Genomic DNA, 13,224 nt, shown 5'->3' on the forward strand with positions numbered 1-13,224 from the left:
AAATACGTAAAGTGAAATCTATGACAAAGAAGCCCTTCGCCGTGAACCTCAATTTATTTCCAAGTCAAACGGCCACGCCAAATGCTGACTTCATTGATATTTTAGTGGACGAAGATGTGAAAATCGTCGAAACGAGCGGCAGAAGTCCAGAGGGATTGATGCCAAAACTTAAAGAGCACGGCTTTACCGTGATCCATAAGGTAGCAAGTGTCAAAAATGCGATTTCTGCAGAGAAATTAGGGGTCGATGCCGTAATTATCGTTGGAAATGAAACAGGCGGCCACCCCGGCATGGGGGATGTAGGAACGCTTGTCATGCTGCCAAGGGTCGTCGATTCCGTTTCCATACCTGTTATTGCGGGAGGGGGCTTTTCAGATGGCAGAAGCCTTGTTAGTGCCTTGTCACTGGGGGCTGAGGGTATCGTCATGGGAACTCGCTTCATGGCCACAAAAGAAGCTCCCATTCATGATCATGTTAAAGACTGGATGGTATCGGCAAATGAAATGGATACGGTCGTCATTCAAAGAAATATAGGAAGCCCATCACGGGTAGCGTTGAATGCTGTCAGTAAGGAAGTGGACCGACTCGAAAATGAAGGAGCCACGATAGAAGCCTTAATTCCGCTCATTACAGGTCAAAGAAGCAAAAAAGTATACTTTGAGGGAGATTTGGATGGAGGTATCTGGTCTTGCGGACAATCCGTCGGACTGATTAAGGAAGTATTGACTGTCGATGAACTGATCAAGCAAATCGTACATGAGGCAAATAACTCGCTCGAATCCGTCCAAACCCGGCTTGAATCGACCCGTACATGAATCTTGACGCAAGGGTTTCAGGGAATTATACCGTTGGGAGTCGATGACAATCATAGCTTCAATCTTTTCAACAAGATGTTTGTTATTGGTATTGACTGAAAGCATAGCTTTTGCCATGGTCTTAAGAATGTTGGTTGGATCCATCCTTTAGGGGTTCAGTACTGTAGTGCCAATGGGGGGGGTGAATCACATGATTTGGGCATTCATCATTTTATTTTTAGCTGCATTTACAATGGGAGTCATTGGGGCACCATCATGGGGACTTTTTATCTTGATGTTCCTTTTTTTGGCTTACCTTTTCAGATTTTACTATTATCACGTTCTTTTTGGGAAAAATGCAGAAAAAATCAAGCATTACTTAAGCAAATCAAAAATACCGCATTATCGCTTCATTTACCAGCTCCTATACGGTAATGAAGCAGAAGCGGAAAAAATATTGAATCGCATCAAACAGAAAACAGCCAAAGATCAGGCAAATGTCATGCTCCTTACTAAGCAAAAAAAGTACAAAGAGGCAAAAGAACTCTTATCAAAAATGAAGGATAACAAAGTCAAGTTCTATTATGGTGCTGTCATTTCCCTTCACGAGGGTAACCAACACGCCTGCAACTCTTATAAAGAACAAATCAAGGATAACGTTTACCTCTCCTGGCTTAAGGCAGAGGAATACGTTCTTGAAGGAAACACAAATGAGGCAATAGAAATAGTGGATAAACAGATACCACACTTAAGAGGGTTAAAATTACTTTCTGCCGTGCATTACAGAGATTCAATGACTCAGGATGTATAAATGAAGGATTTCCCTTATGACAAATGGCGAAGAATATTTCGGATGCACCCCGAACTTAGATAATGCATAAGTCTGGTAATTGTAATGATAATTTGCTCACTTGAGCTATCCACTTACTGTGAAGAAACATAAGTGTAATAAGGAACTACCGATACATGAGATTGATCCATTGGCTAGTCTATGGTCAACCTATCGTAACAGACTAATTTGGCCGTATTCGTGCAAAAAAGGAAAAAGTATATGATTGGCAGACAAATTCAAGGAAATGGAGGGGGAAATGGATAAGTTTAGCGAGTTTATTAAAATTGCAAAAAAACTAAATGAGATGGGAATTATTCCATTATTGATGGGTTCAACTGGTTTAGAAGTCATTTCAGGAATAAGCTGGGATGCTCAAGATGTAGATGTTCATGTACCTGGTGACAAAAGAGGATGGGAAGTACCGCTGGAATCTTCTATACATAATTGGAATGATATTTTAAAAACCATGAATTCAATGGGATACAGTCTGATAGATCTGCACGAACATGAGTTTACTAAAGAGAGATTATCAGTTGAGTTTGGTATTATTGATACTTTGCCAACCTTTGCAGGCGTACAATTAACGGATTTAGAAATGCATCAAATGGAAGACGTAAAGTTTTATCTGCTTAATCCCGAACAATATTTACGTGTTTACGAGGCTTCATCTAAAGATAGTTACAGAGCAGGTAAAAATAATGATAAAGATAGTAAAAAAATTGATTTCTTAAAAAGTCTAATATACCATGACTAAACTGATTGGTTGTATTAAACGGAGGCTGATCAAAAAAATTTCAATAATATTTATCGGGTTGTTTTTGTACGTAGCACCCCTTAATTGCATGATGGTCTTATAAAGGGGCTCGTTGGATAACTAGGCATTGAGTGTGATCTAATGTGGATTTACAAGTCATATAAAGCAATTGTAGTCCATTTATGCGACATTTATTTCTCAATGGACCAAGATGTGTACGCAGGAGCATTTTTAGAACTCGGATCATACTTGAAACATGTCATACATTATCATAATCCAGATTTTTGAGTTAATTCAATAATGTAATGAAAAGATAAATTAGCTTGGGCGTCGATTGGCATAGTTCACGAAATCCATCATATTGTAATTCTTTCAAGTGGTAAGCGGATTCATCGAATAGCCTGCTACGAATGTCATTTTACAAGCGGATAAAATACGTTGCAGTAAACAGAAGAGGATGTGCTTTTAACAGGCAAGCGGTAGTTTGGAGTGGTAAACAATTGAATCATTCAACAATTTTATTATATTTATATAATTTTATCATGGTGTTAACCCGTTATTTTTCTCACTTTGGCATTATTTTTATATTTTAATATAACAATATGTCTTAGAATCGGAATTTCTGCAGCAAAAAACTCTTTATAGTATAGTCCCAACTTATAAAGGATTGAAGGGAAGCATTCGAAAAATGAAGAAAAAGATTGGATGGACACTTGCCATGATTGCACTTTTGATTGGCGGTAGCGTACTTTATTATTTCGGAACTTTAGCACTCTACGAAACAAACGAAGATTTATACGAATTTCCTGTACCTAAAAATGCTGAGCTCACTAAGGAAAGTGAGTACGGTAAGAATTATGATTGGTCAAGGGCTTCTGAAGAGAACGGCATTCCATCTAGCTATGAATGGGTCATTAAAGCGAATGGGTGGAAAAAAGGAGAAAGAGAAGGGGCATCCGTTTTATATACTAAGGGTGACCATACGATCGATGTAATCTCTACAAACAAGAAACTGGATATCCTAAGAGTGAAATAATGAAGTACCTGAACCATATAAGAAATGTCATGGATTGGATCACATGACTCAATCCATCATCGTTATCTGGAATTAACTGATAATTATTAGGATTAAATACATAAAATCATTGAATTGCTAATGGAGCATATTTAAAATGAAGCGCAAATGACATTCAAGGCAATATACGAAAATAAAGGAATTACAAAAAAATAAATATAATCGATCAGCAAATTGGAATGGATAAATGTTAAGAATGAATTTAGATTAAATTGAACCAAAATCAATATTCCGTCTCACTAAGTTAAGTATTCTTGAGATATGAGATATTTTTAAGGTTCAAAATTTAACTTCCTATAATATATATTATGTAAACTAGGAAAATGTTGATTAGATTCCTTCCGTTGCTAAAACTTCTACTTGAACCAATTTTTTAGAAATCCCCTTGTAAACTTGCCTTTCTTTACTTCCTCAATAAATATATCTTAAATTTATTAATATAAGTAATTCTTTTTCAACTTACAGATTTAACAGTGTTATTAGATGATAGTCATTTGATTCCTTCTCTATAAAGTACCCTATAGGAGTTTTTAGTTGTTTATACTATAGGGTACATATTAACGTACTTTAAACGGTTCTTGTTTTTATTTATTATCGGTGTTTTTAAGGTAAAAAACTTTTTCGCATTTATCAAGTTCGTAACGATGAAATTTCACTCTCTCTGTATGTATTATTGTTAATGAGTAAAATTTTTAAGAAGCAACATACAGAATTGTCCTTAAACTCAGTTGTATTAGGCACTTTACTTTCAATCCTATTAATTGCCAATTACAACACACATGTTTGTTTTTCGAAATACTGTCAGCAACTTTGATAATCACCCTTGTATTGTTCAAATGGAATAATATAGAAACTACAACTTTGTTTAACAGCCTCTATGATAGGAGATTTCGGATTATAATAACTTTAGTTATTTATAAAGTTTCCGTCTAGTGTACGCTCATTTTTTGTGGGTGCTTCTTTTTTGAATTTATTTGTTAATGCACCAAGCTTTTCAATTTCGACTGTCACTTGGTCTCCATGTTTTAAATAAATTCTTTGATCTTCAAGATAACCAAATATTACTCCTTCAGGTGTTCCTGTTAAAATGATATCCCCTGGATTTAAAGTCATATGGTCTGATATATAACTTACAATTTCATCGCATTTAAATATCATATCTGATGTATTTGAATTTTGGCGAACTTCTCCATTTACTGTTGCCTTGATATTTAACTGATTTGGATTTCCAACTTCAGTACTTGTTACTAAATATGGACCCAGAGGGCAAAAGCCATCACAGCTTTTCCCTAACAGCCATTGGTTTGTACGAAATTGCAAATCTCGGGAGGATAAATCGTTAGAATTACAGTATCCAAATACATAGTCTAATGCTTCATCTTTCCCGACGTTCTTTGTATGCTTTCCAATTACTATAGCAAGTTCTGCTTCATAATCATTTTCTTTTGAGTTCAATGGCAAGTTAATAACTTCATTTGCAGCTGCAATCGTATTATTATACTTATTAAATAGGATAGGATAATCAGGCAAAGGCATATTGGATTCCTCTGCATGCTTTTTATAGTTTAGCCCTACACAAATAATTTTCCCTGGTCTCGGAACAGCTGGTCCATAAATTAAATCATTTTCTTCCAAAAATAATCCTTCTTTATTATTTTCAATTGCTTGTTTAATTAAAGATTCTAATTGAGGTATCAATCTTACACTATCATTTATAATATCTTCTATACTTTTTGGAATTACTACATTGAATAAAACAGCTGTTTTTTCAATATGTAAAATACCATGATTTGTCTTTATTCCTACCTTTAATTGACCATTTTCTTTAAATGTTAATAATTTCATTATTCATTCCCCCGTTTTTATAAAATGTTGAAAACTATGGAAATAACTGATTGAATAACTAGCTAACTATTTTTCCCATTCACAACTCCTCCATCAATCATAAATGGAGTCCCCAACATAAATTTTGATTCATCACTTGCCAAATACAAGGCGCCATAAGCAACATCAATAGGTTTACCTAAATCACGGCTTAGTTGACGTTCCTTAATTTTAGCTATTGCCGCTTCAGGATCGGACTCCTTTGACAAATAATCTTCAACAAATGGAGTATAAATCGTTCCAGGCATTAAAGCATTTACTCTTATGTTATATGGCGCATAATCTACTTGTATTGATTTGGTTAATGATAGTATGGCCCCTTTACTTGCAGCATAGGAAGCTCTGTTTGCTAAACCAATTTCTGCGATGCAGGAAGACATATTGATAATAGATCCTCCTTTATTTTCCATCATAAAAGGAAGGACAGCCCGAGTAACCAAGAATACGCCTGTAACATTAACCTCGAACACTCGCTTCCATAACTTTATATCTATTTCATGCAATGTCCCTACACCGCTTATCCCAGCATTATTAAAAAGAATATCGAGTGTCTGATATTTATTTTTTATCTCTTTCACCATCTGGTTTACACTGTTTTCATCCGTTACATCAACTTTAATAAAAATGGAATCCCCATGAATTTTTTCTATTTCTTTAACCGTTTGATTCCCCCAAGATTCATTGAGATCTGCAACAATAACCTTCGCGCCTTCTTTCGCAAATAATAAAGCAGTCTCTTTTCCAATACCAGAGCCTGCCCCGGTAATAAGGGCGATTTTATCTTTCAATCGCATTGATTCTCCTCCTATCTTAATGGAAAAAATTAAATGATCCTCAAAAAAGAGGTTTGATTATGATCCTTTGACGAAGACTGTTTTAATGTCTGTATAGAATTCAATGGCTGATTGACCTTGTTCCCTTGAATGAGAGCTTGATTGCTTAAATCCTCCAAAAGGTGCCTGCAATTCTACCCCTGCACTTTCTGCGTTTATTCTAACAAGTCCTGCCTCAATGTTATCAATAAAATTGAGCATTTTTTGTATATTAGTAGTGAATATAGACGCACTCAAACCAAATTTAACATCGTTCGCAATATGAACGGCTTCCTCCATTGAATCTACCTTTATTAATGCAAGTACCGGTCCAAAGATTTCCTCTTGAGCGATGGACATATGTTTATCGACTTCATCAAATATTGTCGGTTCAATAAAGTAACCATTTTCTCTCCCATCATCCGAGAGACGATTACCACCGAAAAGGAGTTTAGCACCCTCTTGTTTTCCTTTTTCTATATAATGTAAAACAGTATTTAATTGACGTTCACTTACACTCGGTCCCATCCATATTTCTGCATCTAATCCGTTACCAACTTTGATCTCCTTAACTTTTGAAATGAGCTTTTCCTTAAATGCATCATAAACTGTACTATGGACGATGACACGACTAGTTGCTGTACACTTTTGTCCCGTTGAACGTAAACCTCCGCTAATTGTCGCTTCTACTGCCAATTCTAAATCGGCATCTTCCGCAACGATAACCGGATTTTTACCACCCATTTCAAGCTGGTATTTTGCTCCTCTTGCTAAAGCCGCTTGACCTACTGCTTTTCCCACTACATCGGAACCTGTAAAGGTAATTCCATGAATATCAGCATGGTCAGCTATTCCTTGACCAATAAGTGAACCTTGACCTGTTACAAAATTGATTACTCCATTTGGAATCTGAGCTTCATGGAAGCACTCAATGATTTTTGCTGCAGTTGCTGCAGCTTCTGTTGCCGGCTTAAAGACAACAGTATTGCCGTAAATAAGAGCAGGCGCTATTTTCCAAATGGGAATGGCGACTGGAAAGTTCCATGGCGTAATCACACCAACTACACCAAGAGGTGAACGTGTGGTAAACATAAAAGCGCTTGGATCGGATGATGGAATGACATCACCAACTTTTCGCATCCCTTCACCGGCATAATACCTTAATATGGAAACTCCACGCGCCGTCTCGCCTTTTGCCTCAGGGAGCGTTTTCCCCATTTCACGGGTCATCATTTCTGCAATTTCATCTATTCGTGTTTCAAGAATATCTGCTACTTTAAATAAATAGCTCCCTCGTTCAGCACCCGAAAGCCCCTTCCATTGTTTTTGTGCTCTCGCTGCTGATTCCACCGCTTTATCAAGCACTTCCTTTGTAGAGTTTTGAACATAAGCGACTATTTCATTGAACTTTGCTGGATTTATACTTTCTTCCATCTTTGAGCTCTTTGAAGCTACCCATGAACCATCTACAAAATTTAGTATCGTTTTTACATCTGCACTTGTAACCATCTATATCCTCTCCTTGGAAATAAAATATTTTGGATAGTTGCTTAAATTAAAATTAGTTAACTGTTTGATTTACTTGCACTTTTACAACGTTATTTAATTTTCCAATGCCGGGAATTTCAATTTCAACCCGATCTCCATCTATTAAGGTGAATTCATTTGGAGGAACAATACACGTTCCAGTTAATAATACTGTCCCAGGAAACAGGATATTATCTCTTTTTAAATAGTGAACTAACTCCTCATATCGACGTTTCAGCTGGCTTGTATTTGCAAATCCTTCAAATAACAGTTTTTCGTCGCGGAAAATCCTGCAAATAATATTAAATTGGTAAGGATCGAGCACCATATCTGCTGGAAGGATCGCCGGACCAATTGAACAAGAGCGTGCCCAAACCTTCGCTTGCGGCAAATAAAGCGGATTTTCTCCTTCTATATCCCGGCAGCTTAAATCATTACCAATTGTATAGCCAATAATTTCACCATCACTGCCCAGCACTAAACCCAATTCAGGCTCCGGAATTTGCCAATTTGAGTCACTTCTTAGGAAGAGTTCCTCATTTGGTCCGATGGTCCGATCCTTAGTTGATTTAAGAAAGATTTCTGGTCTTTCTGCGTCATACACCTTATCATAAAATGTTATTGCGTCTAATTTTCCATTTGTCGTTTCATAATTGCGGGCTTCCTTACTTTTTTGATAAGTAACTCCCGCTGCCCATACTTCCGGTGACTCGATTGGCACCGTCAAATCCAGTTCCTCCAGTTGTTCAATCAAAGGTGAGCTATCATGAATTAACTCGTTTAATAGGTCAACAGTTTTTATACTTTTATTCTTTGCTTGTTCAACTAGCTCTAAATAATCGTTATAAGGTAATGAGTAAATATTACCTTTTTCTGTTATGGCTGCTAGGGATATACTTTGTGATGGTTTTTGTAAATAACGAATAATCCTCAATTTTATCCACCTCATATTTTAGTCAGTTTATTTATGAAAAAATTGTAGGAATCCATAAAGAAATTCCAGGAACAAAGGCAATTAGCATCGCAGCAATAATTAATATCATTAAGAAAGGGATGCTGTGTTTAATAAAGTCTTCTACTTTTGTTCCAGTTATGGAACAAGTAGTAAACATGATTGTCCCTAACGGCGGTGTGAGAGTCCCTATACTTATACACACAATAAAGAAAATCCCAAAATGAACGGAGTCTATACCATATTGCTGGAGCATTGGCATAAATAAAGGGGTTAATATAATGATAGAGACATTCCCTTCAACAAACATTCCTACTATTAATAGGAAAATAAGAATGATAATAAAGAACATCATTGGAGAAGAAATATAATCAGCCATAAGTACTGTCATTTGCTGAGGTATTTGCTCTAGAGTAAGTACCCAGGCAAATGCTGAACCTGCTGCAATGATAATTAATATAGAAGCAGCCGTATATACTGTCTCCACCAGTGCACTTATAAGTTGCTTTAATGTCATTTCACGATAAACAACTAAACCAAGAAATAATGCATAAAAGACGGCAATAGCTCCGGCTTCTGTTGCACTAAAAGCACCGAAACGAATGCCTCCAATAATAATAATTGGCAATAGCAATGCAAGTAATGCGTCCTTCAAAGAAACGAAAAATTCTTTTGCCGAAAATTTCTTCTTGTTTTCCGTTTCAAGATTATACTTTTTTGCATGAAAATGTACGTATATCATAAATATTAAACATAGAACAAGCCCAGGCAAAATACCTGCCAGAAAAAGTTTTCCAATAGAAACATTTCCAACATATCCATACATAATTAACGCTATTCCCGGAGGGATAATAGGTGTAATTAAAGAAGTGGCAGCTGTTAAAACGGTTGCATAAGATTTGTCGTATCCTTTTTTAACCATCTCAGGAACCAATATTTTAGATTGCATGGCAGCATCAGCAATATTTGATCCCGAAAGCCCACCCATTAATGTACTGAGCACTACATTTACTTGGGCCAAAGATCCTGGCAAAGGTCGAGTAATGACTTCTGCAAATCTAAGCATCCTGGAAGTAATTCCTGTGTAGTTCATCAATACACCCGCTGTCATAAAGAAAATAATAGCAAGCAGAGGGACAGATTCAATTCCACCTACCATTCTTTGAATAAGCACTGTACTTGAAAAACTGTGATCAAACAAAAAGTAGATGGATGTACTAATTATTAAGGCAAAAGCAATGGGGACGTTTAATAGAAATAGAACTAAAAGCACACATAATATTACCGTTATGACCAAATTAGGACCCTCCTCCATTCTCAGACTGAGAAAAGTTAGATCTTGTTAATTTTCCAGTAAAATGGATTGCTGTCAACAGCCCGCCTAACGGAACTGCAATATCAATAAATCGGTAGCTTAAACCAAGCACGGGGGTCAATTTATTTTCAGCATGAGAAGTTAAATCTAACCCGAGATACATTAATACATAAATAAGGGCATAGTATATTGCAGCAGCTCGAATAATTTCGCTGAGAATACGTAAAGGCTTTGGCATCTTTTTTACAAAGTAATCAACCCCTACATGGCCGTCACGCTTCATTGCAGAACTAATTCCTATAAAAACCATCCAAATAAATAATCCTAAAGTCATTTCTTCCGCCCAAGATATCGGGTTATTTAACACAAAACGAAAAAAAACATTCAGACTGGTAAATACAATAATTCCCGCGAGTGCAACAACCGCAATGATATCATCAATATCTTTTAACCACTTAATAACCATCTTTTTTGCTCCTTTATCAAAAAATGAATACTAGCTTAATTGACTATTAAGTATTTCAGCTTAAAGAACTAGTCAGTTTTTATTTTTATGATGGTCGATTCTCCAGTAGCTTTTGTATTCTTTCATAAAGGCCCGGAGTCCAAGAAGGAAACTTATCATACACATCCTGCACTTTCTCTTTAAAAGGTTCAATGTCAACTTCATGTACTTCTACACCCTGTTTTTCGAATTCCGCCAACACTTTTTTATCATCTTCTTCCAAAACGTTCCTTGCGTATTCCCCTGCCTCATCACCTGTTTCCTTGAGCATTTGAACAACTTCATTTGGAAGTGAGTCTATAAAATTTGTCCCTGATATCCAAGCAGTAATAAATTTCTGATGCCCTGTTAAAGAAAGATGCTTTGATACTTCGTGCGCCTTTACTCCTTCTAGTACGGGAATCGGGTTTTCTGCACCATCAATTAATCCTTGTTGCAACGAAGTATATAAATCGCCTAAGGGGGTAGGAGTTGCTGCAGCACCTAAAGCCTTAAATGTCGCAATAGACATTGGATTATTAGGGACTCTAATCTTCCTGCCTTTTAAATCTTCTGGTAATGATACCTTTTGATTACTTAAAAGATGCCTTTCACCATATACTGTGTTTGTTGATACGATACTAATTTCTTTCTCATTTAACTCACTTTTTATTTCTTCAAACCAGTCTGTTGTAGTTAAATATAATAATTCATCAAAACTCTCAACTAAATAAGGCGCATTCATAATTCCTGTATCTGGAACGTAGTCCATCAAAAAGTCATAACCAACCATTGTAATCACATTGCTCCCCATTGTTGCCTGCTCAAGCACATCCTTTTCAGAGCCCAATTGGGAACTCGGGAAAAGTCTTATTTCAATTGCCCCATCGCTTCGTTCCTCTATTAATTCCTTCCATTTTCCAGCGAGTTTATCAATAGGCTCCCCAGGTTGATTTCCATGTGCAATATTAATCACCAACTTCTCTTCAGATTCAACTGATGCAGTTGATGAACATGCAGCCATAGCAGCAATAAAGAACATTGAAACAGTAGCTAACATCAACTTTTTCATTAGATTGATTCAAGCCCCCTCTTCCTCCAAATCATTTCAGCAGTGGATGTAAATTTGCTTGGGTATTTTACTTATCGAATTAAAAAGTCGGACCTATTCTCCATATCCCAAAGTCATGTTGCTTTAGTATTTCAGCCTTCGTCAACTTGCCTGAGCTTACTAGACCAATCTCATGTAAAATTCTTTTCCCGACCTCTTCAACCGTCTCTTTTCCTTCTATTATCGTCCCCGCATTCAAGTCCATATTTTCGCCCATCTTCTCGAACATAGAGGTATTTGTAGAGATCTTTATAACGGGGGCTATCGGCGACCCTGTTGGAGTGCCTCTTCCTGTCGTGAACAATACGACTTGGGCGCCTCCTGCAACCATTCCCGTTAGCTGCTCTATATCATGGCCGGGCGTATCCATCCACACTAAGCCTTTCTCTTTCGGTTCTTCTGCGTAATCTATCAATTCATTTAAAATGCTTTTCCCCGATTTATTTGCTGCTCCCAAAGATTTTTCTTCTAACGAACTTAACCCACCCGCAATATTACCGGGACTCGGGTTACCTGTTCTAATGTCGACCCCCATTTTAATCGAACGGTTTTCCATAGCATGAATGACTTCATATACACGTTTGGCGACCTGGTCATTTGCCGCTCTTTTTGCAAGTAAATGTTCCGCTCCAATTAATTCTGTTGTTTCAGCTAAAATCGAAGTTCCACCGAATTCAACGATCATATCGCTAACTGAGCCAACAGCGGGATTAGCTGATAAGCCCGAGCAAGCATCCGACCCCCCACATTCTGTACCAATTATTAACTCGCTAAAATTGCACCACTCTTTCATTTGAGTAGATGCTTCTTGAACTAATTTTGCTGCAGCTTTAGCACCTTCAGCAATGGTTGACAATGTTCCTCCATGATCTTGAATGGAAATACTCTCCACAGGTTTTCCGCACTTGGCAATCTCCGTAGCTACGCTTCTAGCTTGGTGAGTTTCGCATCCTAGCCCTAAAACTATTACACCATAGACATTTGGATTTTTTCCTAATCCTACATAGGTTCGGAAGGTTTGTTCATAATCCACACCAACCTGTGCACAGCCATGCTGATGAATGAAAGTAACCGTTCCCTGGACAAGTTCTGTTATACGCTGGGCTGTTTGGGTTGCACAAGTAATCGTTGGCAAGATTAATACATGATTACGAACACCTACTTTACCATCAGGACGGCGATAACCTAAAAATTCCCCTTCATTATTTTTCAACTTTGTCACCTCTTCCTCTTATACCTTCAAGATTGTGAACATGAACATGCTCTCCTTCTTCAATATCCTTCGTTGCCTTACCAATTATTTCTCCGTACTTTAGTATCTCATCACCTTTTTTAATTGGACGTACTGCAAATTTATGCCCAAATAATATTTGCTCCTTTAATGTAATTCTTAATGAAAAATCGTTGGAAAAATTCACAATCACATTACTGTTTGGAGGGACATCCTGCAGAGTAACCGCAACGTTATCAATAGATTTCATCATTAAAGTTCGAAACGTTTGTTCAATCAAAATGATATTTCCTTTCTTTTTTCATATTTTATAAATCCATAAAGAATAATTGGTGGTTGGTGGCCTGGTAGTACCATAAAAAAATTAAAGAACCTCAAAACCTCCTTTTCCTATAACATCTTAAAATCAATTTTCGCAACTAAATAAAACGCTTTCATTTTCAGTATCATAAA

At 36.8% G+C, this 13,224-nt stretch carries 13 protein-coding genes; 4 read left to right on the plus strand and 9 right to left on the minus strand.

The genetic code is table 11. From position 1 onward, the window contains the following. The 4 genes from CVN76_RS03200 to CVN76_RS03215 form a co-directional block, all read left to right on the plus strand. Positions 1-815, plus strand: an 815-nt coding sequence (locus CVN76_RS03200; RefSeq protein ID WP_232732088.1) for an NAD(P)H-dependent flavin oxidoreductase, incomplete at its 5' end; no start/stop codon positions are given. Between the two features lie 190 nt (positions 816-1,005). Beyond that, entirely contained in the window at positions 1,006-1,605 is a 600-nt protein-coding gene (locus CVN76_RS03205; protein ID WP_100530263.1) for a hypothetical protein, read from the plus strand. A 277-nt stretch (positions 1,606-1,882) separates the two neighbouring features. Beyond that, positions 1,883-2,380: a nucleotidyltransferase gene (locus tag CVN76_RS03210; protein WP_100530314.1), complete on the plus strand. Its 498-nt coding sequence runs from the start codon at positions 1,883-1,885 to the stop codon at positions 2,378-2,380. A gap of 688 nt (positions 2,381-3,068) precedes the next feature. Next, the gene (locus CVN76_RS03215) at positions 3,069-3,416 is read left to right on the plus strand and encodes a hypothetical protein (RefSeq protein WP_100530264.1); all 348 of its coding nucleotides are present in this window, start codon (positions 3,069-3,071) and stop codon (positions 3,414-3,416) included. 945 nt (positions 3,417-4,361) lie between these two features. On the opposite strand, the gene CVN76_RS03220 is transcribed toward CVN76_RS03215, so the two are convergent. The 9 genes from CVN76_RS03220 to CVN76_RS03260 form a co-directional block, all read right to left on the minus strand. Beyond that, entirely contained in the window at positions 4,362-5,300 is a 939-nt protein-coding gene (locus tag CVN76_RS03220) for a fumarylacetoacetate hydrolase family protein (RefSeq protein ID WP_100530265.1), read from the minus strand. Positions 5,301-5,362: 62 nt separating this feature from the next. After that, positions 5,363-6,133, minus strand: coding sequence for an SDR family NAD(P)-dependent oxidoreductase (locus tag CVN76_RS03225; RefSeq protein ID WP_100530266.1), 771 nt, complete (start codon positions 6,131-6,133; stop codon positions 5,363-5,365). A gap of 57 nt (positions 6,134-6,190) precedes the next feature. Next, entirely contained in the window at positions 6,191-7,660 is a 1,470-nt protein-coding gene (gene gucD, locus CVN76_RS03230; RefSeq protein ID WP_100530267.1) for an alpha-ketoglutaric semialdehyde dehydrogenase GucD, read from the minus strand. Positions 7,661-7,712: 52 nt separating this feature from the next. Next, positions 7,713-8,612, minus strand: a complete 900-nt coding sequence (locus CVN76_RS03235; RefSeq protein ID WP_100530268.1) for a fumarylacetoacetate hydrolase family protein — start codon at positions 8,610-8,612, stop codon at positions 7,713-7,715. Positions 8,613-8,643: 31 nt separating this feature from the next. Beyond that, entirely contained in the window at positions 8,644-9,927 is a 1,284-nt protein-coding gene (locus tag CVN76_RS03240; RefSeq protein WP_100530269.1) for a TRAP transporter large permease, read from the minus strand. A gap of 1 nt (position 9,928) precedes the next feature. After that, positions 9,929-10,411, minus strand: a complete 483-nt coding sequence (locus CVN76_RS03245; protein WP_100530270.1) for a TRAP transporter small permease — start codon at positions 10,409-10,411, stop codon at positions 9,929-9,931. Positions 10,412-10,496: 85 nt separating this feature from the next. Next, positions 10,497-11,501 carry a C4-dicarboxylate TRAP transporter substrate-binding protein gene (locus tag CVN76_RS03250; RefSeq protein ID WP_100530271.1) on the minus strand — a complete coding sequence of 335 codons (1,005 nt, stop codon included), beginning with the start codon at positions 11,499-11,501 and terminating at the stop codon, positions 10,497-10,499. Positions 11,502-11,580: 79 nt separating this feature from the next. Next, positions 11,581-12,753, minus strand: coding sequence for a UxaA family hydrolase (locus CVN76_RS03255; protein ID WP_100530272.1), 1,173 nt, complete (start codon positions 12,751-12,753; stop codon positions 11,581-11,583). Beyond that, complete coding sequence (locus CVN76_RS03260) at positions 12,743-13,048, minus strand: UxaA family hydrolase (protein WP_232732091.1); 306 nt, start codon at positions 13,046-13,048, stop codon at positions 12,743-12,745. Before CVN76_RS03260 ends, CVN76_RS03255 begins: the two co-directional genes overlap by 11 nt. Positions 13,049-13,224 lie beyond the last annotated feature (176 nt).

It is taken from the genome of Bacillus sp. mrc49 (assembly GCF_002803435.1).

What these genes read in the sequence shown, in the direction of transcription:
- CVN76_RS03205 (WP_100530263.1), top strand. Translation starts at nt 1,006, where the DNA reads ATGATTTGGGCATTCATCATTTTATTTTTAGCTGCATTTACAATGGGA.
- CVN76_RS03210 (WP_100530314.1), top strand. Translation starts at nt 1,883, where the DNA reads ATGGATAAGTTTAGCGAGTTTATTAAAATTGCAAAAAAACTAAATGAG.
- CVN76_RS03215 (WP_100530264.1), top strand. Translation starts at nt 3,069, where the DNA reads ATGAAGAAAAAGATTGGATGGACACTTGCCATGATTGCACTTTTGATT.
- CVN76_RS03220 (WP_100530265.1), bottom strand. Translation starts at nt 5,300, where the DNA reads ATGAAATTATTAACATTTAAAGAAAATGGTCAATTAAAGGTAGGAATA.
- CVN76_RS03225 (WP_100530266.1), bottom strand. Translation starts at nt 6,133, where the DNA reads ATGCGATTGAAAGATAAAATCGCCCTTATTACCGGGGCAGGCTCTGGT.
- gucD (WP_100530267.1), bottom strand. Translation starts at nt 7,660, where the DNA reads ATGGTTACAAGTGCAGATGTAAAAACGATACTAAATTTTGTAGATGGT.
- CVN76_RS03245 (WP_100530270.1), bottom strand. Translation starts at nt 10,411, where the DNA reads ATGGTTATTAAGTGGTTAAAAGATATTGATGATATCATTGCGGTTGTT.
- CVN76_RS03250 (WP_100530271.1), bottom strand. Translation starts at nt 11,501, where the DNA reads ATGAAAAAGTTGATGTTAGCTACTGTTTCAATGTTCTTTATTGCTGCT.